This is a genomic window from Roseibium sp. AWQ4_254 (genome assembly GCF_056161025.1).
On the sequence record NZ_JBSWYH010000019.1, the window covers coordinates 25,139 to 47,337 of the forward strand.

The window sequence follows — 22,199 nt, forward strand, 5'->3', positions numbered from 1 at the left end:
TGTCAGGCAGCCAGATCTGCGGTCATCTTTTCCATCATCTGAAGGCAGGCGTCCAGTTCGGTCTGGAGGATATATTCATCGGGCCGGTGGGCGCGGGTGATTGAGCCGGGGCCGCAGATGATTGCCGGAATGCCGGCGGTCTGAAACAGACCGGCTTCCGTACCGTAGCTGACCGCGCGGATGGCCTCTTGGCCCGACCAGGCCTCGACCAGGCCGATCAGGGCCGGATCGTCAGCCGGTGCCAGGGCGGGATAGCTTGAAAGCTCCTTGTGGGAGACCCTGAGCGGCCGGTCTTCGGCTTCGGCCTGCGCCTTTATCCCGGCCAGTTTCTCCAGAATCAGGCGCGTGATGTCCTGCGGTGCATGGCCGGGCACGGAGCGCACTTCCAGCTGGAGCTTGCAGGTTTCCGCAATGATGTTGACCGCATTGCCTCCCCTTACGACACCGGCCACCACCGTCGGGCACGGGGGCGAGAAGGTCTCGTCAAAAGGACCGTCTTTTTGCAGCTCTACGGCCAGATCCCGCAAAAACAGCATCATTTCGGCCGCCGGGTAAAGGGCGTTTTCGCCAAGCGCGGGGTTGGAGCTGTGGGCGGCACGGCCCTCGAACACCAGTTCAAGCGCCTGCTTTCCCTTGTGGGCGAGAACCGGTTTCAGGTCGGAGGGCTCGCCCACAAGGCAGAGACGGGGCGGGGCGCACAGGTCCGGCAGACGGGCAATCAGATGCGGCACGCCCTTGCAGCCGATTTCCTCGTCATAGGAAAAGGCGATATGAACGGGCCGCGCCAGATCCGCTGCCTTGAAGCGCGGGACCATGGCCAGAACACAGGCCAGAAACCCCTTCATGTCGCTGGTGCCCCTGGCCGTCAGCTTTCCCCCCAGATCCGTCAGGGTGAACGGGTCGGCGGTCCACTCCTGTCCCGCAACGGGCACAACATCCATATGCCCGGAGAGGATATAACCCGGCACATCACGTGGCCCGATGGTCGCAAAGAGATTGCTGCGGTCCCCGTCCGGCCCCGGAAACACCTGCGCCTCAACTCCATGGGAGGCCAGATAGGTGCGGACCCAGTCCACCATCTTGTGATTGGGCGTGCCGGGAAGCTCGGCAATGGCAACAAGCTGGCTGAGGATTTGTCGCACGGTCAGGTCTTGGGGAGAGGTCAAGGCAGAGGGTTCCTGCAGTTTGAAAGCGGACGGTGTCCGGAAGATATCCGCAGCTTAAGAAAAAGCCTAAAAAGGTCGTGCTGAAAACAGCATGGTGTTGAAGAGATAATGCCGCACAAAGGCCGAAGTCCAGCGTCAGGCGCGGTGCATCTGCTTCATGCTTGCTGATGACTTCACTCTTGCAGCCAGGGGGCTCCTCTTTTGTCCAATCCGCTCTTGTCCCTTCAGACCCAGACCTGGAGCCGGGAGGATGGCTATGAACTGTCGACCGACGGGAGCCGGATCGATTTTGCCGTCGTCTCGGCGTTCTTGAGCCAAGATGCCTATTGGAGCGATGGCCTTTCCGACGACACGCTGCAAAGGGCGCTGGACGGATCGCTGGTCATGGGCGTTTATACGGCAGATGGTGCCATGGCCGGGTTTGCGCGGCTGGTCACCGATTGCGCTGTCTTTGCCTATCTGCGCGATGTCTTTGTGCTGCCCGCCCACCGCGGCCGGGGCCTCGCCGGATGGATGGCGGGCCAGATCCGTGCCCATCCGGGTCTCGCGACGGTCGGCACCTGGATGCTGGCCACACGGGATGCGCACGGGGTGTATGAAAAAGCCGGTTACAGGCCGGTTCCGCATCCCGAATGGTATATGAGCGTTCCGAAACAACAGGACACCTCATAACGAATGGTTATGAAGTGCAGAACAATTGCGATTGGAGCGTTGCCGCTCTTCGCCCCATTCTGCTTGTCTAAAAGGAGACGGGCATGACGTATCGCATCGGGGTCGATGTCGGCGGGTCGTTTACGGATTTCGCCGTTCTGAATGAAGACACTGGTCAGCTGGCCACCCTAAAGGTCTTTTCGCGTCCGGACGCGCCGGGGGAAGAAATCAAGGCGGCGCTGACCCGCTTGAAGGAGGAGGGGCGCCTTGAGCCGCAGGCGGTTTCCCGGTTCACCCACGGGACAACAGTCGGCATCAACACGGTCATCCAGCGCAACGGACCCAAACTTGCCCTGTTCACAACCCGGAATTTTGAAGACGTTCTGGAAATCGCCCGGCTTAAAATTCCTGAAATCCATAACCTTTATTCCAAACGGCCAGATCCGCTGATCGCCCGCGACTGTGTCTTTGGCATTGGCGAGCGGGTGCTGGCCGATGGCACCATCGATCAGGCCCCCACGCGGGACGATGTTGCAGCGGCTTTGGAAAAGGCTCTGGCGGCCGGTGCGGACGGCATTGTGATTGCTTTCCTGCATTCCTACCGCAACGCGGCGAATGAGGCTGCGGTGGCCCGCCTTTTGAATGCACTTGCCCCGGACTTGCCGGTCACAACCTCCTCTGGCACCTGGCCGGTGATTCGCGAATATGAGCGCACGCTGACGGCCACCATGTCGGCATATGTGCGCCCGCGCGTGGCCCACTACCTAGACCGGTTCGAGGCCACTCTCAAGGATCTGGGCGTTCAGGTGCCTGCCATGATCACCAAATCCAATGGCGGGGTCATGGGGCTGGAGCAGGCGCGGGCGGAATCGGTTCAGATGCTGCTCTCCGGAACGGCCTCCGGTGTGATCGGCGCGGGCCATATTGCCGAAGCCTGTTCCTATGAGAATGTCCTGACCCTTGATATTGGCGGCACGTCGGCGGATGTAGCGGTCCTGCAAAAGGGCCGGGCGCAGCACGGCACCGGCGAGCTGGTCGGCGATTTCCCGGTCCATATTCCCTCTGTTGCGGTCAGCTCGGTCGGCCAGGGCGGCGGCTCGGTGGCCTGGGTGGATGATCTGGGCATCTTGAAAGTCGGTCCGCAAAGTGCTGGCTCAACACCCGGTCCTGCCTGTTACGGGCGCGGCGGGGATCTGCCGACCATCACCGATGCCATGGCGGTCCAGAACCTGATCGGCCATGGGGATCTTGGCTATGGTGCGGTCAAGGTGGATCACATGGCGGCCCGGCAGGCCATCACGCCCCTCGCGCAGACCCTGGATGCGCCTGCCGAGGCGGTGGCGGCCAGCATCTTGGAGATCGCCACCTCGGCCATGTATGCGGAAACACAAGGGTTGATCTCCCGCTTCGGGATAGATCCGCGCACCTATCACCTGCTGGCCTTTGGCGGCGCCGGGCCGATGCTGGCCTGCTTTCTGGCGCGGGAGCTGGATGTGGCCGGTGTGCTGGTACCCCCGGCTCCGGGCGTGGTCTCCGCCCTTGGCGGACTGGTGGCGGACCTGCGCAATGATTTCATCAGGACGCTGTTTCTGGATCTGACGCCGGACACGATCTTGAGCCTTGCGGTCCCCCTTGACGACATGAAACGGGACGGCTTGGCCTGGCTCAAGGCGCATGGGTTTGAGGGCCCGGCCCAGCTCACCGTCAGCGCCGATATGCGCTACCGGGGCCAGTCCTACGAGATTGAGACCGGCCTGCCGGAAAGGGCTGTCGGCACGGGCGATCTAGCCGCCATCGCCGCCGCTTTTCATAGCGAGCATGAACGGCTTTTTGGGCATGCGGACAGATCGGCGCCCGTCCAGATCGTCAATCTCCGGCTTGTGGTCACAGGCGCTTCCAGCAAACCGGTGATGCCCAAACCGGCTCCGGCGAAGGCAGACCCGGTGGCGGCCGGACAGGTGACAGCGTTTTTTGACGGAGCACCGGCCGAAGTGCCGGTTTACAGGCGGGCGGATCTGGCGCCCGGCCATTGTCTCGCAGGCCCGGTCATCGTCACACAGGACGATACGACAACGGTTGTCCCGCCTGATTTCGCACTCCGGGCTGATGACTTCGGCAATCTCATTCTGACGCGGAAGGCCTGAGGCGATGACCCACGCACGCACGCTGCAAGTTCTGGCCAATTTCTGTGGCGCGGCCGCAGATGCCATGGCCCACACCCTGATGCGCACCGCTCATTCCGCCTTCATCAAGGAAACCGAGGATTTTTCCTGCCAGATCGTCACCCGCGAAGGGCTGGCCTTTGCCAATCCCCGCCATTTCGGTGCGCCCTGGTATTCCGGCATCGACTATGGGCCACTGCTCCGGCATTTTGACAGCTATCGTGAAGGTGATATCTGCATCACCAACGACCCGGAAGCCGGTCACGTGGCCACCCACACGCCGGACATTCACATCTGGAAGCCGGTCTTCCATGAGGGGGAACTGGCCTGTTTTGTGGTTGGGCACATCCACAATACGGATGTTGGCGGCGCAGTTCCGGCCAGCCTTTCCCGCAGTCTCACGGAAATTGCCCAGGAAGGCCTGCGCATCCCGCCGGTGAAACTGATGGATGCGGGCCGGGAAAACCCCTTTGTGGCTGATCTCATCCGCGCGAATGTGCGCCTGCCGGAGCAAAATCTCGGAGATCTTTCCGCCCAGATCGCCTCGGTCAATATTGGCGAGCGCAAGATGTCGGAGATCATCGGGCGCTTTGGCCTTCAGCCGTTTCTGCAGGGGGCCGAGGCGATTCTGGACCACGCTGAGGCGCAGGCCCGGGCCGCGATCGCGGCCATTCCGGACGGCGCGTATTTTTTCGCCGATTTTGCCGATGAAGACAGTCCCGGCGGCCTGCCCGCACGCATTGCCCTTAACGTCCGAATCGAAGGCGAAACGGTGGAGTTGGATTACACCGGCAGCGATCCGCAGCTGGCCTCGTCCCTCAACATGCCCACCGGCGGGCGGGAGAGGCATCCCCTCGTTATGGTCGGCCTGACCTATGTGCTGGCAACGCTGGCGCCGGGCCTCTGGCTGAATGCGGGCACGCTCCGGCCTGCGCGGGCAGTGCTGCCGGAAGGCTCCATCGTCAATTCCGCACCGGGCGCGGCCATTGGCATGCGCTCCCTGACCTGCGCCATGACCCAGATCGTGACCATCGGCGCCTTTGCCCAGGCTGTACCGGACAAGATTCCCGTGGCAGCTCCCGGTGGCAATGCGATCTTGAACGTCAAGACGGCCGCTCAGGATGGCCGCCCGGTGATGGCGTCCATCGGCCCAGTGGGTGGCGGCGGCGGCGCCATGCCGGACGGGGATGGCAGCGACGGGGCCGGCGGTACGACCGGGTTCCTGCGCAACACGCCTTTGGAAATCACCGAAGCGGAAGTCCCGATCCGTTTCCTGCGCTACGGCCTTCAGGCGGATACGGGCGGGCCGGGCACCTGGCGCGGCGGGCTCTCCGCCGTGATGGAATTTCAGGTCTTTTCCCCTGGCACGGTCGTGACCGCCCGGAACCGGAACCGCTCGGTCATGGCCTCCTGGGGCCTGCAGGGCGCCGGGCGGCCGGTGGTCTCAAAATTCCTGCGCAATCCGGGCACGGATCACGAAGAAGAACTTGGCAATGCGGATCTGGTCAGGCTGGATCCAGGGGATGTGATCCGAGTGGTTGGGCCGGGAGCTGGTGGATTTGGCCACCCCTTTGACCGCCCGCTCGACAAGGTGCGCAAGGATCTTAGCCGCGGAAGCGTCACTCCGGCAGCCGTTGAACGGGACTATGGCGTTGTCCTCAAGGGGCAGGAGATCGATCTGGACGCCACCGCCCGGCTCAGGGCGGGCGCTGCCAGATCCTCGGAAATCTATAGTTTTTCAGCGGAACGTGAGGCCTTTGAAACGGTCTGGAGCGAAGATCGCTATGCCTTGCTGACAGAGTTTCTGGTGGGGCAGCCTGTCGGCTGGCGGTTCTTTTTGAAACAGGAAGTGTTCAAGGCTGTGGCAGCGCATGGTGGCGCGCTGCCGGCAAGGGAGGACATGGCAATGATCTTTGAGGAGGTGAGGACCAGACATGGGCTTTGATAAGCGAACCGATGCAGGTGCTTGCCGGGCGGCAAATTCTGTGGTCCCGGTTTCTTTATGAATGCCCGCCAACTGGAAGTCTTCCGAAGTGTCATGCGGGAAGGCTCACTCACAGCCGCAGCCAATTTACTTGGCGTGTCCCAGCCCGCCATTTCCAAGGTGCTGCACCATCTGGAAGACCAGTTGGGCTATCTTCTGTTTGAACGTGTGGGGGGGCGGCTGATCCCCACAGCCGAAGCGTTTCTGCTGATCGACGATGCGGACAGGGTGTTCCGGGAACTGGAAGTGCTGAAGGATCTGGCGCGCCGGGTCGGGGAGCGCAAGGCGGGGCTGCTGCGCCTGGGCGCTGCGCTGCCGGTTGTCCAATCGGTTCTGCCCGGGGCCCTTGAGATCTTCCGCAAGGACCACCCGGAGGTGCTCATCCATCTGCATGGATTTCCGGCGCGGGAAATCGCGGAAGCGCTTCGCTCCGGCGCCATCGACATCGGCCTGACCCTCTCGCCGATCCTCAGCCCGACCGTGCGCACACAAACACTCACGCAGGTTCCGCTCAAGGTTCTTGTCCGGGCTGATGATGGTTTGATCACCAAAAGTACTGTCTTCCCGGAGGATCTCGCCGGTCGGCCCCTGATTTCCTATGGCAGTCATGCGGAAGCCGGGGCCGCACTGGATGAGGCGTTCCGCGCCCGGGACCTCACCCGGACGGTTTCGATCCAGGTGACGTCTTCGGTCGCCGCTGTCCCGCTTGTGGCCCAGGGCCTCGGCGTCGGGCTGGTGGACGGGCTGTCGCCTTGTCCGGAGGGTCTCGTGGCGCTTCCCTTTGAACCTGAGTGCAGCATGCCGCTGGTCGTCTCCCTGGACAGCGCCCGCCCCAGGCCGCGTCTGGTTGATCCGTTTTTGACCGCTTTGTCCGCGCAGCTCTAGATGTGGTCCCTCCCGCCGCACAGAATGTCGTCCATCTTGGTGCAAACAGCGCTTTGATCTGCTTCAGAGCGGCGGAACAGGAAATCCCGCGCCCCATCGCCGGTAAAGTCGCCGGACACTTTCGGAGAGCTCCATGTCCCTGTCCTTTGACCCCACCCTGCCCGAGTTCCGGTCCGCGCACTATATCGATGGTGCCTATGTCGATGCGCCACCGTCCATCGCAATGTTCCGCCCGTCAGATGGCCAGGAATTTGCGGGCTGCCCGATAGCCGATGCCGGGACCGTCGACCGGGCGGTGGCAGCCGCAAAGGCCGCTCTCAAAACCAGCGGCTGGGGCGCTCTGCGTCCGCGCGCACGCACCCAGGTCCTGCTGCGCTGGGCGGATCTGATCGAAGCGGATGCAGAGCATCTTGCGCAGCTCGAAACCGTGCCCTCCACCCGCCTGATCAGCCAGCTGATTCAGGGCGACATTGCCGTGACTGCCGAACAGATCCGCTTCTTTGCAGAATTGGCCGACAAGGAAGGCGGGGAGGTGGTGCCGACCGCTGACGGGCATCTGGGCATGACTGTGACCGAACCTTATGGGGTTGTCGGTGCAATCACACCCTGGAATTTTCCTATCTCGATGGCGGGCTGGAAGCTTGGGCCTGCCCTGGCCGCGGGCAATGCGGTGGTGCTGAAACCCTCTGAAATGACCCCATTCACCAGCCTGCGCCTGGCCGAACTGGCGGTTCAGGCGGGGCTTCCCGCCGGTCTTCTCAATGTGGTTCTTGGAGATGGGCCGGCCACGGGCAATGCGATCACCGGCCATCCTGACATTGCCAAGGTCAGCTTTACCGGTTCCACCCGGGCCGGACAGGCAATTATGGAAAACATTGCCCGCACCGGCATGAAACCTATGACGCTGGAACTGGGCGGCAAGAGCCCGCAGATCGTGTTTCAGGACGCGGATCTGGAGTTGGCGGCGGACAATATCGCCCGCTCTATCCTGTTCAATGCCGGCCAGGCCTGCGTGGCCGGCAGCCGTGTCATCGTCCATGACAGCTGTGCAGACTCGCTTGTGGACGCCCTGTCCAAACGCATGGCGGGCCAGAGACCGGGACCGGCCTGGGACGCGACCACCAGCTATTCGCCGATCATCTCCAAACGGCAGATGGAGCGCATGGACCAGATGCTGGCAAGCGCGAAAGCGGAAGGGGCCGAGGTGCTGTTCGGCGCCAAAGCCTTTGACGATCCGGGCTATTTCTACGAGCCGACCCTTCTGACCGGTGTCACCTCACAGAATACGGCGGTGCGTGAAGAAATCTTCGGCCCGGTTCTGACCCTGCAGACCTTTAAGGATGAGGAGGAAGCCATGGATCTGGCGGACCATCCCGTCTACGGTCTGTGCGCGGGGATCTATTCAAAGGATCTTTCCCGGGCACTGAAGGTCATGAAGGCGGTTCAGGCAGGTACGGTCTGGGTCAACCGCTATGGGCGCTCGCGCGACCATATTCTGCCCACCGGCGGCTACAAGGCCTCGGGCATCGGCAAGGATCTCGGCAAGGAGGCCTATAAGGCCAACCGCCAGTCAAAAACAGTTCTGATCGATTTGTGAGATACACATGACCAAACATCGTATTGCGCTCATTCCGGGCGATGGCATTGGTGGACCGGTGACCGATGCCGCCATGGCCGTGGTGAACAAGGTGTTGCCCGGCAAGGTGGCGACCGAAACCTTCCCCTGGTCCTGCGACTATTATCTGGAGACGGGCCGGATGATGCCGGAAGATGGCATTGAAACCCTGCGCGGCTTTGATGCGGTGTTTCTGGGCGCGGTCGGCTGGCCGGAAAAAGTGCCCGATTCCGTCTCCCTGCACGGCCTGCTTCTGCCGATCCGCAAGAGCTTTGTGCAATTTGCCAATATCCGGCCGCACAAGCTTCTGGCCGGGGTGGACGGCCCGCTGCGCAAAAGCGGCTTCGACATTCTGTGCATTCGCGAAAACACGGAAGGCGAATATTCCGGCGCCGGAGGGCGGGTCCATCAGGGAACGGGCTCTGAAGTGGCGGTCGAAACCTCGATCTTTACCCGGACCGGCGTTGAGCGCATTTTGCGCTTCGCCTTTGAACAGGCGCAAAAGCGGTCCGGCCGCCTGGCCTCGGTGACCAAGTCCAACGCCCAGAAATATTCCATGGTGTTCTGGGACGAAGTCACCCAGGAGCTGGCCCGCGACTATCCCGATGTCGAAGTGAGCCAGTATCATATCGATGCCCTCGCCGCGCGCATGGTGATGGCGCCGGAAAGCCTGGACGTGATCGTGGCCTCCAACCTGTTCGGCGACATTCTGACCGATCTGGGGGCCGCCATTCAGGGCGGGCTCGGCTTTGCGGCATCCGCCAACATCAATCCGGAGCGGACGGCGCCGTCCATGTTCGAACCGGTCCACGGTTCGGCGCCCGATATCGCCCATCTCGGCATCGCCAATCCCCTGGCCGCGATCTGGTCGGCGGCCATGATGCTGGATCACCTGGGTGAAGCGGAGGCGGCAGCCAGGGTGATGGCCGCCATGGAAACCACGACCGCCAAGGGCATCGGCACCGTGCCGGGCCAGGACAAGACCGACGCGATCACCAACGCCGTTCTGGCGGCATTGGACTAGGATATTCTCACATGACATCTCCCAAAACGGTTGCTGATCTGAAGGATCAGGCGCTTTTCAAACAGGCTGCTCTCATCGGCGGAACCTGGGTCACAGCCTCCAGCGGCAAAACGATTGATGTTCACGACCCGGCGACAGGCGCCACGCTCGGCACGGTGCCGGATTGCTCGGCTGCGGACACGCAAGCGGCGATTGACGCTGCCAATACGGCCTTTCAGAGCTGGCGCAAGACCAGTCACGAGGACCGGGCCAGGCTTCTGGAGCGCTGGTTTGACCTGATGGAGGCGCATGCGGACGATCTGGCTCTGCTGCTTACCCTGGAACAGGGCAAACCGCTTGGCGAAGCGCGGGGCGAAATCGGCTATGGCGCGTCCTTCGTCAAATGGTTTGCCGAAGAAGCGCGGCGGATCGACGGAGCGCTCATTCCGGCTCCGGCTCGGGACCGGCGTATTCTGACGCTGAAAGAACCGGTCGGCGTGTCTGCCATCATCACGCCGTGGAACTTCCCCAATGCCATGATCACCCGCAAGGTCGGCCCGGCGCTGGCGGCGGGTTGCACAGTGGTGATCAAGCCGTCCGACCTGACGCCTTATTCCGCGCTGGCGCTCGGCGTTCTGGCGGAGCGGGCCGGTCTCCCGGCAGGGGTGATCAACATTGTCACCGGTCTGCCTCAGGAGATCGGTGCCACGTTCACCGCCAGCGAGGTTGTGCGCAAACTCTCCTTCACCGGCTCTACCCGCGTCGGCTCGCTCCTGATGGAACAATGCGCGCCGACGGTGAAGCGGCTCAGTCTGGAGCTGGGCGGCAACGCGCCGTTCATCGTTTTTGACGATGCCGATATCGATGCTGCCGTCGACGGGGCGATCGCCTCCAAATTCCGCAATGGCGGTCAGACCTGTGTCTGTTCCAACCGGATTCTGGTTCAGGCCGGGGTCTTTGACCGGTTCACGGAGGCTTTGAGCGCCAAGGTGGCGGCCATGAAGGTCGGGCCGGGTCAGGACGGCGTGGAGATTGGTCCGATGATCAACGAGGCAGCCATCGGCAAGATCAACCGCCATATCGAGGATGCGTTGGCCAAGGGCGCGCGGATAGCCGGACAGGCGGATGTGCCGGATGGGCAATATGCGGCGCCGACCGTGCTGGCCGGGTGCGACACCTCCATGCAGCTTGCCAGTGAGGAAACCTTCGGCCCGGTGGCTCCGCTGTTCCGGTTCGAGACGGAAGAGCAGGCCATTGAGACTGCCAATGCGACCCCCTTCGGTCTGGCGGCCTATTTCTATACAAGCTCCATCGATCGGGCCTGGCGGGTGGGTGAGGCGCTGGAATTCGGCATGGTTGGCCTCAACACCGGCGCCGTTTCCACCACGGTATCCCCGTTTGGCGGTGTCAAACAATCCGGCCTCGGCCGCGAAGGCGCCCGCACGGGCATAGAGGAATATCTGGAAACAAAAGCCTTCCATATGGGCGGGCTTTAGACAGCAAATCGGGTTCACCGGATTTGTCTTTCGCGGCCTGACATCAGAGATTTCAGCGCGAAAGGCAAAGCAATGTGAAACCGGATGAATGTAACACGCTCTGAGGCAGCCCCCTCTCCCATTGGGAGAGGGGGTAATTCAGCTGAGCCGGTCTTTCACTTTGAAGTAAGCGCCGACAAGAGGCAGGAACCAGGGTTTGCCAAAATGGCCGGGCACAGCGGGCCAGGGCAGGCCATCCCAGGGGTTCCGGTTGGTCTTGCCGCTCATGAGATCGGCCATGATCTCGCCCATATGGGTGGCGATCTGCGCGCCGTGGCCGGAATAGCCGAGCGCGTAATGCATCCCGTCCTGTTCCCCGGCGCGCGGGAAACGGTCCTTGGTCATGTCGACCAGCCCACCCCAGCAATAGTCCAGCTCAATCCCGTTGAGCTGGGGGAAGATCGCCGCCAGGCTTTCGGCCAGGATCGCACCGCTCTTGGCGTCCGATGTCTGGTCTGAAGTGGCGGAAAACCGTGCCCGGCCGCCGAAAATGAGCCGGTTGTCCGGCGACAGACGGAAGTAGTTGCCCACATTGAGCGAAGTCACGCAGGTCCGGTTGCCCGGCATCACGTCTTTGACTTCTGCTTCTGTCAGCGGCCGCGTGGCGACCAGAAAGCTGCCAACCGCGATGATGCGGCGCCGGATATACGAGAAGAAGGCAGGCGTATAAGCGCCGGTTGCCAGAAGCACCTGTTTGGCCTGGACCGGTCCCCGCGGCGTTGCCAGTTCCCAGCCGTCAGCAGAGCGCTTGCAGGCGGTGACCGGAGCCTTTTCCAGAATATCCACCCCCTTGCGGGCTGTGGCTTCCGCCAGTCCGGCAACAAATTTGCCCATATGCATCATGGCGCTTTTGGGCTGGAGCATGGCGCCGTGAAACGTCCTGGAGCCGATTTCGCGCTGGAGCTCCTCACGCGGGATCATCACCGCATCCGGATCGGCCGCGCGGGTGATCAGCTCGCAATTGCGGGCAATCGCTTCATAGTGGCTTGCCTTGGAGGCCAGCTTCAGCTTGCCGGAGCGGCGGAAGTCGCAGTCGATCTTCTCATCGCTGATCAGGCGCTCGATGGTTTCAATGCCCTGATCGAATGCCCGGTAGACCTGAAGGGCCTTGTCCATGCCGAATGTGTTGACCGCATCGGCGAATCCGTGGGCGATGCCGTTGTTCAAATGGCCACCATTGCGCCCGGACGCGCCGAACCCGGCGGTCTCGGCTTCCAGGACAATCACCCGGCGCCCGGTTTCGGCCAGTTTGCGCGCCGCGCCGAGGCCGGTGAACCCGGCTCCGATCACTGCAACACCATAGCAGCCGGTCGGGTCTGCCTGGCTTGCCCCGGCAAACCGGGGCGCTGTTTCATGCCAATAGGAGGCGAATTTCATCGCAAAAGCTCCAGACCCGGCTTAAAGGCCGAACACGCCCGGAAGCCCGGAAATGTCCTTGATTTCGGTATATTCATAGAACGGATTGGCGGGCTCATGGCCCCGGTTGACCCAGACCTTGGACTTGATGCCCAGGTCATAGGCTGTCATCAGGTCATAGCGGAAGGAGGAGGAGACGTGAGTGATGTCTTCCGGTCCGCAGCCAAGGGCGTCGAGCATATATTCAAAGCCGTTCATCTGCGGTTTGTAGGTTCCGGTTTCCTCGGCGGTGATCACTTTATGGAACGGGGCGCCGAGCTTTTCCACGTTGGACAGGATCTGGCTGTTCATGGCGTTGGACAGAATGACCAGCGGAATTTCGGCCGCCACCTTGGCAAGCCCGGCCGGAACATCGGGATGCGGACCCCAGGTCGGCACTTCCTCATAGATCTGCCGGGCATCTTCCTCGCGGAAGGCCACGCCATTCAACTTGCAGGTCCGCTCCAGCGAATTGGCGACCACATCCGCGTAGGGCTTCCAGGCACCAAGGATTTCATCCAGCCGGTAGGCAGCGAAATTCTTGATGAATGTCAGCATCTTTTCTTCAGAAAGCTGTTCGCCAAAAACCCGGCGAGCGGCGCCAGCCATATCAAAATTGGTCAGCGTACCATAGCAATCGAAGGTGATGTATTTGGGGCGGAAGGTCATTTTCAGGTCTCTTTGTCGTTCCGAAAGGCCAAGGCTCCGGACGGGACCGGTGCCATTTGCCTGATCCTACGCAGAAGCCTAAGGGGGCTTTGCTGCTTTTGAAGCCTGGTGAACAACAAAGTACCGAATGGACCCGTCCTGGCAGCACCAAATTGCGCGATCTGTCCGGACCTGACCAGGTTTGCGGGAAATCTGCGGTCATGATGCCGCAGATCATGCTTTAACGGGCGCAGGAACGGCAAATGACACCGGAGCGCGGGCAATAACCCCGCAGCACCTGCGCTTCTGTCCCCCGTATCGTTTCTCAAAACAAGACCAATGAGCTCTGGAAATCCATGCAAACGGACATCGTTTTCACGCCTTTTGAAAAAGACCACATTGAAGAAGCAGTGCGCCTGTCCAGGGCGGCCGGCTGGCCGCATCGGGCAGAGGACTGGGACATGGTGCTCTCCCTGTCTGAGGGGCGTGTCGGCATCGTGGACGGCAAGGTGGCCGCAACGGCGATTGCCTCGCCGTTCGGGCCGGTTGCAACCGTCAATATGGTGATCGTCGACGAGGCGCTGCGCGGGCAGGGCCTGGGCCGGAAGATCATGGAAACCGCCATGGCGGCGGTCACGCCTTCCGAATGGCGTCTGGTTGCCACCCGGGACGGTCTGCCGCTTTATGAGAAGCTCGGCTTTGAAGCCTATGACGAGGTGGCCCAATATCAAGGCCTGCCCAATGCGGTTGTGGAGGCGGACGACATTGGGGACGGCACAACGCAGACCGGCCTGTTTTGGGGCGCCCTGACCGATATCAATGCTCTGACGGACCTGGACGGGGCGGCCACCGGCATGGAGCGTCTGCCGCTTCTGCTCACCCTGTTCCGGGTGGGCAAGGTGCTGGTCCTGAAAGAGGGTGGCAAGATTGTTGGCTGGTCGGCGCTGCGAGCCTTCGGGCGCGGCAATGTGGCCGGGCCGGTGATCGCCCGCTCCGATGCAGAAGCGAAGCAGCTTCTGACGGCGTTGATCAAGCAAAGCGCAGGGACCTTCCTGCGGGTCGACACCACCGTCGGCACCGGGCTTGGCGACTGGCTCGAAGCGGCCGGCCTTGCTTATGCGGGCGGTGGCATTTCCATGCGCAAGACCGTGGCTGCAGAGGCTGATGGCAGCGCAGCCGCCCCATCAGATTTCAAGACCTTCGCTCTCGCCTCCCAGGCGCTCGGCTGATTTTTCAAGAGGTTCCCATGCGTCCCAATTCCCTGATTGAACTCGACAGAGCGCACCTGATCCATCCCGTGGCCAGCTGGCGCGGCCATGAAAACGCGGGCGTGCGCGTCCTGACAGGTGCTGACGGTGCGACGGTCACAGATGCAGAAGGCCGCCAGCTTCTGGACGGTTTTGCCGGTCTTTGGTGTGTCAATGCGGGCTATGGCCAGGACAGCGTCATTGAAGCGGCGACCCGCCAGCTCAAAGATCTTCCCTATGCGACCGGTTATTTCGGGCTTGGCTCGGAACCGGCCATCCGTCTGGCCTCGCGGCTGGCCGACCATGCGCCGGGCGACCTGCACCACGTCTATTTCACGCTGGGCGGATCGGATGCGGTGGATTCCACCGTGCGCTTCGTGCGTTTTTACTGGCATGCCCTCGGCAAGCCGGAAAAGGACCAGTTCATTTCCGTTGAACAGGGTTATCACGGCTCCAGCACGGTTGGCGCCGGTCTCACAGCTCTGCCCGCCTTCCATGCGGGTTTCGGCGCCCCTTATGAGTGGCAGCATAAAATTCCGTCCCATTACAGCTACCGCAATCCGGTTGGCCAGGATGGGCCGGCAATCATTGCGGCCTCCGTGGCGGCTCTGGAAGCAAAGGTGGCGGAGCTGGGCGCGGACCGGGTCGGCGCGTTCTATGTTGAGCCGATCCAGGGGTCTGGCGGGGTCATCGTGCCGCCGAAGGGTTGGGTCAAGGCCATGCGCGAAGCCTGCGCACGCCTCGATATCCTGTTCATTGCCGATGAGGTCATCACCGGTTTCGGCCGCACCGGGCCGCTTTTTGCCAGTACGGAAGAAGACATTGTTCCGGACATGATCACCACGGCCAAGGGGCTCACCTCCGGCTATGTGCCCATGGGGGCGGTTTTCCTGTCTGACCGGATGTATCAGGCCATGGCCGATTATGCCGGTCCGGCGGCCATCGGCCACGGGTACACCTATTCCGGCCATCCGGTGAGCGCGGCTGTTGGCCTGGCAGTGCTGGATCTTTATGAAAACGGCCTTCTGGACAATGGCCGCAAGATGGGCGAGCGGCTGATGGCGGGCCTCAACGGGCTGTCGGATCATCCGCTGGTTGGCGAGGTCCGCGGACGCGGCATGCTGGCGGCCATCGAAATGGTTACCGACAAGGACGCCAAGACCCCGCTTCCGGCGTCTGCCCAGGCCGCCACGCGGGTGTTTGACCGGGCCTGGAACAACGGCCTGATCGTGCGCGCCTTCGCCAATGGCGCGCTCGGCTATGCACCGCCCCTGTGTTGTACTGCGGACGAGATCGACCAGATTGTCGAACGCACCCGCAATGTGCTGGACGAGACGCTGGCAGATCCGGATGTCAGAGCGGCGATGGCCTGATTGATGGCGGTTCTGTTCCAGTCGACGCCGGAGCGGGGCGCGGTCTTTGCCAAGCGCTTCGCGGCCAGCCTGCCGGAGGTGCCGTTCCATCGGGAGACGGCGCCTGATCCGGCCGAGGTGGAATATCTGGTGACCTGGAAGGCGCCGGAGAACCTGCTTCAGACCTATCCAAAGCTGAAGCTGATCTTTTCCATCGGCGCCGGGGTGGATCAATTCGACCTCAAGACCCTTCCCGGTCAGGTCGATGTGGTGCGCATGCTGGAGCCGGGCATTCGCGAACAGATGTGCGAATACATCACGCTGGCCACCTTGGGCCTGCACCGGGATCTGCCCCGTTATCTGGCGCAAAGAGAGTGGCAGGAATGGGCGGCGGGCGTCAACCGGCCTGCATCAGCGCGCCGGGTGGGGGTCATGGGGCTTGGCCAGCTTGGGCTTGCCGCGCTGGAGGCGCTGCGGCCGTTCGGGTTCGACCTGGCGGGCCTCAGCCGGAGCCCGCGGGAGGTGCCGGGGGTGCGTATCTTCACGGACAAGCCTGCCTTTCTGGCGCGTACGGACATTTTGATCTGCCTGCTGCCACTCACCGAAGAGACAGCTGGCATCTTGAATGCGGATCTCTTCAGCGCGCTACCGCAAGGGGCTGCCCTGGTGCAGGCAGGGCGTGGTCGCCAGTTGGACCAGGAGGCGCTGATGGCGGCTCTGGATGGCGGGCATCTGTCGGCGGCCTGGCTGGATGTGACTGACCCGGAGCCTCTTCAGGCAGGCCATCCGCTCTGGCGGCACAAAAAGGTGGTGATCACACCCCATATTGCCAGCCAGACCCGGCCGCTGGACGCAGCGGATCATGTCATAGCCGGCATTCTGGCGCATCGTGCAGGTACGCCCATTCCCGGGCTGGTCAGCCGGGACAAGGGCTACTAAGACCACGCGGGGTTGACCGGATTTTGGGGTGCTGAGAACAGCATTTTATGCTGTTGCAGAACTCAAATCGACACCCGTTAATGTGGCTAAGGTTTCATACTCAGCAGGAAATCGGAGAAAATTGCTGCAAGATTGCGGTACATCGCGAGGCGAAACACAGCGAATGAAGGAGCATAAAATGCTGCTTAAAAAATGGTTTTGCCTGCTGAATAAGCGATTGCGGGTGGTGTAAGCCACCCGGTCCGGACGCCGGACCAGCCGCGCTGCCTGACGTAACGGGAGGACGTTCTGAAGGGTCCGGGAAATCCCGGCAAGGCGCAGGGCCGGACACGGAAACTGGCTGTTTGCATGGGCGGAATGGCCAATCACACAGAACGCCCAGGAACCGACAAAGACGGGGAATGAACATGACGGACAAAAAAATCAACAACTGGACTCAGGCTGACGACCGGATGGTCGAAAGCGCCCTGCGCGCCGGCGCATCCCGGCGGGACATCATGCGCCTGTTCCTGGCGGGTGGCATGACGGTCGCGGCCGGGGGTCTGATGCTGGGCCGGGCCACGTCCGCGCTGGCGCAGACGCCGGTCAAAGGGGGGCATTTCAAGGCGGCCGGCTGGTCCTCGTCCACCGCAGACACGCTCGATCCGGCCAAGGCCTCCCTGTCGACCGACTATGTGCGCTGCTGCTCGCTCTACAACCGTCTGACATTCCTTGATGAGAGCGGCAAGCCGCAGATGGAGCTTGCCGAAAGCATCGAAAGCCCGGATGCCAAGACCTGGACGGTCAAGCTCAAGTCCGGCGTTACCTTCCATGATGGCAAGACGCTGACGGCCGACGATGTTGTTTTCTCCCTCAACCGTCATCTGGACGAAGCCGTCGGCTCCAAGGTCAATTCCATTGCCAAACAGATGACCGGGATCAAGGCCGTTGACCCGTCCACGGTCGAGATCACCCTGGCCTCGCCGAATGCCGATCTGCCGACCATTTTGGCCATGCACCACTTCATGATTGTGGCTGACGGCACGACGGATTTCTCCAAAGGCAACGGCACCGGCCCGTTCAAACTGGAAACATTCGAGCCGGGCGTCAAATCCGTGGTCGTGCGCAACGAAGACTATTTCAAAGGCCCGGTGCCGCTGGAAAGCTTCGAATATTTCGCTATCCCGGACGACACGGCCCGTGTCAATGCGCTTCTGTCAGGCGACATCCATCTGGCTGCCTCCATCAAACCGCAGCTTCTGCGCCTTCTGGAAGGCAATGAGGGTGTCGACAGCTCCGTTTCCACCTCGGGCAACTACACCAACATGAACATGCGCCTCGACATGGCTCCGGGCGACAAGGCCGGGTTCATTGAAGGCGTGAAATACCTTCTGGACCGGGAACTGATCCGCAAGGCGGTCATGCGCGGCTATGGCGAAATCGCCAACGACCAGCCGATCCCGCCGATGAACGCTTTCTACAATGCGGATCTGAAGCCGCGCGCATATGACCCGGAAAAGGCAAAGTCCCTCTTCGAAAAGGCTGGTGTGCTCGGCGAAACCATTCCGGTTGTCGCCTCGACGGCAGCGTCCCATTCGGTGGAAATGGCGACCGTGCTGCAGCAGGCGGGCTCCAAGATCGGCATGAAATTCGACATCCAGCGTGTGCCGTCTGACGGGTACTGGTCAAATTACTGGCTGAAGGCGCCGGTTCATTTCGGCAACATCAACCCGCGCCCGACGCCGGATATCCTGTTCTCGCTGCTCTATGATTCCGCAGCGCCCTGGAATGAGAGCCAGTTCAAGTCCGCCTCCTTCGACAAGAAACTGATCGAAGCCCGCGGCGAACTCGACTTTGAAAAGCGCAAGGCGATCTATGACGACATGCAGGTCATGATCTCCAATGAAGCGGGCACCGCAATCCCGGCCTTCATTTCCAACATCGACGCCAAGTCCACCAAGCTGAAGGGCCTGAAGCCGAACCCGCTGGGCGGTCAGATGGGCTATGCCATGGCCGAATATGTCTGGCTCGACAGCTAACAGGTACAGTTCCTGAAAGGTGCCGGACCCGGGTGAAACCGGCTCCGGCACCCGTTGCTGTTGCGGCGCGCGGATTGATATAAACTCCCCGTGCCGCCCTTCACGCCCTGCGGGCGTCCCCTCTCCTTCAAGGCATCTTCATGACCGGACAAATTGCACGGCTGATTCTGGCAAGGCTTGGCATCGCCGTCATCACGCTCTTCATTGTTTCCGTGGTGGTTTTCGGTGCAACGCAGCTGCTGCCCGGCGACGTGGTCGAGATACTTCTGGGTCAGGCGGCCACCCCCGAAGCGGTGGCGGGCCTGCGCGAAGCCATGCATCTCAATGATCCGGCCATCATCCGCTATGGGAAGTGGCTGACCGGCCTGTTTCAGGGCGATCTCGGCACCTCCTATGCCAACAACATGGACATCTGGGAGCTGATCGATTCCCGCCTGGCCAACACCTTGCGCCTCGCCGGGTTGACCACCGCCATTGCCGTGCCCCTGTCCCTGGCCCTGGGCATCATGGCGGCCGTCTATCAGGGCTCGCTGATTGACCGGATCGTGACCTCTTCAATCATATCAGTCGTTTCCATTACGGAATTCATGATCGCCGCAACCGCGATGCTGATCTTCTCCGTCTGGCTGAAATGGCTGCCCTCCATTTCTTTTGTCGATGAGGCGACCGGTGTCTTCGGTCAGCTGAAAGCCTATGCCATGCCGGTCATGACCCTGGTGGTGGTTGTCTCGGCCCAGATGATCCGCATGACACGGGCTGCGGTGATCGAGGCGCTGAAGATGCCCTATGTGGAAATGGCGCTTTTGAAAGGCGCCTCCCGCGCGCGCATGGTCATTCACCACGCCTTGCCCAATTCCATCGGCCCGATTGCCAATGCCATGGCGCTCTCCCTGTCCTATCTCCTGGGCGGCGCGATCATTGTTGAAACTGTCTTCAGCTATCCGGGCATTGCCAAGGTGATGGTGGATGCAGTGGCCACCCGGGACCTGCCGCTCATTCAAAGCTGCGCCATGATCTTCTGCTTCGGTTACCTGTTTTTGATTACCTGTGCGGATGTGATCGCCATCGTGGCCAATCCGAGGCTTCGCAATTGATGACCGTAACCCGCCTTTTTGCCCCTTTTGCCGGATACCGGTTCAACACGGTCGGCATTGTGTCGGCCTGCATCATCCTGTTCTGGATCTTGGTTGCGATCATCGGTCCGGCTTTTGCGCCTTATGAACCCGGCGAGATTGTCGATTTCATCTATTCTCCCTTCGGGCCTATGACACCCGAGTTCTGGATGGGCTCGGATGATCTGGGACGTGACGTCTTTTCCCGGCTGATCCACGGGGCCCGTTATACGGTTGGCATCTCTGCCGCCGCCGTCCTGCTGGCAAGCTTCGCCGGGGTGACGCTGGGCATGGTTGCTGCGGTCACCGGTGGCTGGTTCGACACGATCCTCAGCCGGTTTCTTGATGCGCTCAACTCGATCCCGTCCAAGTTGTTTGCGCTGGTTATTGTCGCAGCCACCGATTCCACCATTCCCATTCTGATCGTGCTTCTGGCGGTCATCTACACGCCCGGCAGCTACCGCTTTGCCCGCTCGCTCGCGGTCAACAGCAACGCCATGGACTATGTCACGGTGGCTCGCGCCCGGGGCGAGCGGACCTTTTATCTGATCACGCGGGAGATCTTTCCCAACATTCTGGGGCCGGTTCTGGCGGATCTGGGCATGCGTTTCGTGTTCATCGTGCTGCTGTTGTCCAGCATGTCCTTCCTCGGCCTTGGGGTTCAACCGCCGAATGCGGACTGGGGCGCCTTGGTGAAGGAAAGCATGGGGGGACTGAATTACGGCGCCCCGGCCGTCATCTTCCCCTGCCTTGCCATCGCCAGCCTGACCATTAGCGTCAACCTTCTGATCGACAACCTGCCCGTCAAGATTCGGGATCGGAGTGACTGATGACACCACTTATCGACGTGCAGGATCTCAAAGTCGGGGCGCGGACCGATTCCGGCCGGGATATCGAGATCATCAAGGGCATCAGCTTTTCCATTGCCAGGGGCGAGATTGTCGCCCTGATCGGGGAAAGCGGATCGGGCAAGACGACCACGGCACTGACCCTGCTCAACTACACCCGCTCCGGCTGCGCGATTACCAGCGGCAAGATCCTGTTTGAAGGCCGCGATCTGGTGCTGCTGGACGAAGAGGCCTGCCGGGAGCTGCGCGGCACGGATGTTGCCTATATTCCTCAAAGCGCTGCGGCTGCTTTCAATCCGTCCAAGCGGCTGATCGACCAGGTGGTGGAGGTGGCCCGCATCCACAAGCTGATGCCTCCGGCGGCGGCGCGGCAACGGGCTGTGGAGCTGTTCCGGGCGCTGGCCCTGCCCAGCCCGGAAACCATTGGCAACCGGTTTCCGCATGAGGTTTCCGGCGGTCAGCTTCAGCGTCTCGCAGCAGCGATGGCAATGATCGGCGACCCGAAATTGATGATCTTTGACGAGCCTACCACCGCGCTGGACGTGACCACTCAGATCGAAGTTCTGCGGGCCTTCAAGGATGTAATGAAAAAAGGCGGCATGTCGGGGGTCTATGTCTCCCACGATCTGGCGGTTGTCGCCCAGATTGCCGACCGCATCATCGTTCTGAAAAACGGGGAAATCCAAGAAGAGGGGCCGACGGAGTCGATCCTTCATGAGGCCAAGCACCCCTATACCCGCGAATTGCTGGCCGCTTTTGATCCGGTCGCTTATGTGGCCCCGGAAATCGATGCGGCGCAGGAGCGCCATCCTGTTGTGGAAGTGGAAAACATCATTGCCGGCTATGGCGCGCTTGGCCGGGACGGCAAGCCGGCCAAGGTGGCGCTGAACGATGTCAGCCTGCGGCTCGCCCGGGGGCACAATCTTGGCGTCATCGGCGAAAGCGGGTCCGGCAAGTCGACCCTTGCCCGCTGCATTGCCGGTCTGCTGCCACCAGTCTCCGGCAATGTGCAGCTCGACCGCCGGGAGCTTTCCCCCAATGCGCGCCAGCGCAGCAAGGAAGAGCTGCGCCGGATGCAGATCGTCTTCCAGCTGGCCGATACGGCGCTCAACCCGTCCTGTTCTATCGAGGAGATCCTGGGCCGCCCCCTGACCTTCTACCACGGCCAGCGGGGCAGCGCCCGCTCGGCGCGGGTCGATGAATTGCTGGATATGGTTCATCTGCCGAAAAGCCTGCGAAACCGCCTGCCGGGCGAATTGTCCGGTGGCCAGAAGCAGCGTGTCAATCTGGCCCGGGCGCTTGCTGCCAGTCCCGAAGTGGTTCTGTGTGATGAAATCACCTCCGCCCTCGACACGGTGGTGGCGGCGGCGGTGATCGACCTTCTCAAGGAGCTGCAGCGGGAGCTGGACCTCTCCTACATCTTCATCAGCCACGACCTGTCAACTGTTCAGGCGATCTGCGATCAGGTCATGGTGATGCATAATGGTGCGGTGGTGGAGGTCCTGGCAGCCGAAGATCTGCCTCATGGCGCGGCGCATCCCTATTCCAAGGAGCTGTTTGCCTCCGTGCCGAAACTGGATACGGGCTGGCTCGACAGCCTTCCGGTCTCAGTCGCCTGACCCGGAAAGCGGCCTTGCCG

The 22,199-nt window shown here is 61.8% G+C and carries 18 protein-coding genes; 14 read left to right on the forward strand and 4 right to left on the reverse strand.

Going from position 1 to position 22,199, the window contains the following annotated elements; translation table 11 throughout:
• Positions 1-2: 2 nt before the first annotated feature.
• On the reverse strand, positions 3-1,166 hold the full coding sequence (argE, locus tag ACXAIC_RS15400; RefSeq protein ID WP_475181227.1) for an acetylornithine deacetylase: 1,164 nt from the start codon (positions 1,164-1,166) through the stop codon (positions 3-5).
• Positions 1,167-1,367: 201 nt separating this feature from the next.
• On the opposite strand from argE, the gene ACXAIC_RS15405 reads away from it, so the two are divergent.
• From ACXAIC_RS15405 to ACXAIC_RS15420, 4 genes are all read left to right on the forward strand, one after another.
• A complete protein-coding gene (locus ACXAIC_RS15405) occupies positions 1,368-1,838 on the forward strand; it encodes a GNAT family N-acetyltransferase (RefSeq protein WP_475181231.1) in 471 nt (156 codons plus the stop codon).
• Positions 1,839-1,921: 83 nt separating this feature from the next.
• Positions 1,922-3,961, forward strand: coding sequence for a hydantoinase/oxoprolinase family protein (locus tag ACXAIC_RS15410; protein ID WP_475181235.1), 2,040 nt, complete (start codon positions 1,922-1,924; stop codon positions 3,959-3,961).
• Positions 3,962-3,965: 4 nt separating this feature from the next.
• Positions 3,966-5,924: a hydantoinase B/oxoprolinase family protein gene (locus tag ACXAIC_RS15415; protein WP_475181241.1), complete on the forward strand. Its 1,959-nt coding sequence runs from the start codon at positions 3,966-3,968 to the stop codon at positions 5,922-5,924.
• Positions 5,925-5,981: 57 nt separating this feature from the next.
• The gene (locus tag ACXAIC_RS15420) at positions 5,982-6,848 is read left to right on the forward strand and encodes a LysR family transcriptional regulator (protein ID WP_475181244.1); all 867 of its coding nucleotides are present in this window, start codon (positions 5,982-5,984) and stop codon (positions 6,846-6,848) included.
• Here the strand turns inward: ACXAIC_RS15420 and ACXAIC_RS15425 are convergent.
• Entirely contained in the window at positions 6,845-6,967 is a 123-nt protein-coding gene (locus ACXAIC_RS15425) for a hypothetical protein (protein ID WP_475181250.1), read from the reverse strand. The genes ACXAIC_RS15420 and ACXAIC_RS15425 overlap by 4 nt on opposite strands.
• Positions 6,968-6,981: 14 nt before the next feature.
• Here ACXAIC_RS15425 and ACXAIC_RS15430 point away from each other — a divergent pair, with 14 nt between their 5' ends.
• Genes ACXAIC_RS15430 through ACXAIC_RS15440 form a run of 3 tightly spaced genes read left to right on the forward strand, consistent with a single transcriptional unit; the run spans position 6,982 to position 10,962 of the window.
• Positions 6,982-8,445 (forward strand): aldehyde dehydrogenase family protein, encoded by a 1,464-nt coding sequence (locus tag ACXAIC_RS15430; RefSeq protein WP_475181257.1) that lies wholly within the window; start codon positions 6,982-6,984, stop codon positions 8,443-8,445.
• 7 nt (positions 8,446-8,452) lie between these two features.
• Positions 8,453-9,487: a tartrate dehydrogenase gene (locus ACXAIC_RS15435; protein ID WP_475181263.1), complete on the forward strand. Its 1,035-nt coding sequence runs from the start codon at positions 8,453-8,455 to the stop codon at positions 9,485-9,487.
• A gap of 11 nt (positions 9,488-9,498) precedes the next feature.
• Complete coding sequence (locus ACXAIC_RS15440; protein ID WP_475181270.1) at positions 9,499-10,962, forward strand: NAD-dependent succinate-semialdehyde dehydrogenase; 1,464 nt, start codon at positions 9,499-9,501, stop codon at positions 10,960-10,962.
• A gap of 138 nt (positions 10,963-11,100) precedes the next feature.
• On the opposite strand, the gene ACXAIC_RS15445 is transcribed toward ACXAIC_RS15440, so the two are convergent.
• Positions 11,101-12,378 carry an NAD(P)/FAD-dependent oxidoreductase gene (locus tag ACXAIC_RS15445; protein ID WP_475181277.1) on the reverse strand — a complete coding sequence of 426 codons (1,278 nt, stop codon included), beginning with the start codon at positions 12,376-12,378 and terminating at the stop codon, positions 11,101-11,103.
• Positions 12,379-12,399: 21 nt separating this feature from the next.
• A complete protein-coding gene (locus tag ACXAIC_RS15450; protein WP_475181283.1) occupies positions 12,400-13,065 on the reverse strand; it encodes a haloacid dehalogenase type II in 666 nt (221 codons plus the stop codon).
• Positions 13,066-13,400: 335 nt separating this feature from the next.
• Between ACXAIC_RS15450 and ACXAIC_RS15455 the strand changes: the two genes are divergently transcribed.
• The 7 genes from ACXAIC_RS15455 to ACXAIC_RS15485 all read left to right on the forward strand — a co-directional run bounded on the left by ACXAIC_RS15455 (position 13,401) and on the right by ACXAIC_RS15485 (position 22,179).
• A complete protein-coding gene (locus ACXAIC_RS15455; protein ID WP_475181289.1) occupies positions 13,401-14,273 on the forward strand; it encodes a GNAT family N-acetyltransferase in 873 nt (290 codons plus the stop codon).
• Between the two features lie 17 nt (positions 14,274-14,290).
• Entirely contained in the window at positions 14,291-15,664 is a 1,374-nt protein-coding gene (locus ACXAIC_RS15460; protein WP_475181295.1) for an aminotransferase class III-fold pyridoxal phosphate-dependent enzyme, read from the forward strand.
• A 3-nt stretch (positions 15,665-15,667) separates the two neighbouring features.
• Positions 15,668-16,582 (forward strand): 2-hydroxyacid dehydrogenase, encoded by a 915-nt coding sequence (locus ACXAIC_RS15465; protein WP_475181302.1) that lies wholly within the window; start codon positions 15,668-15,670, stop codon positions 16,580-16,582.
• 407 nt (positions 16,583-16,989) lie between these two features.
• Positions 16,990-18,600, forward strand: a complete 1,611-nt coding sequence (locus ACXAIC_RS15470) for an ABC transporter substrate-binding protein (protein WP_475181307.1) — start codon at positions 16,990-16,992, stop codon at positions 18,598-18,600.
• Positions 18,601-18,740: 140 nt separating this feature from the next.
• The gene (locus ACXAIC_RS15475; RefSeq protein ID WP_475181312.1) at positions 18,741-19,694 is read left to right on the forward strand and encodes an ABC transporter permease; all 954 of its coding nucleotides are present in this window, start codon (positions 18,741-18,743) and stop codon (positions 19,692-19,694) included.
• Positions 19,694-20,542, forward strand: a complete 849-nt coding sequence (locus ACXAIC_RS15480; RefSeq protein WP_475181318.1) for an ABC transporter permease — start codon at positions 19,694-19,696, stop codon at positions 20,540-20,542. The genes ACXAIC_RS15475 and ACXAIC_RS15480 overlap by 1 nt, the downstream gene beginning before the upstream one ends.
• Positions 20,542-22,179 carry an ABC transporter ATP-binding protein gene (locus ACXAIC_RS15485; protein ID WP_475181324.1) on the forward strand — a complete coding sequence of 546 codons (1,638 nt, stop codon included), beginning with the start codon at positions 20,542-20,544 and terminating at the stop codon, positions 22,177-22,179. The genes ACXAIC_RS15480 and ACXAIC_RS15485 overlap by 1 nt, the downstream gene beginning before the upstream one ends.
• Positions 22,180-22,199: the final 20 nt, after the last annotated feature.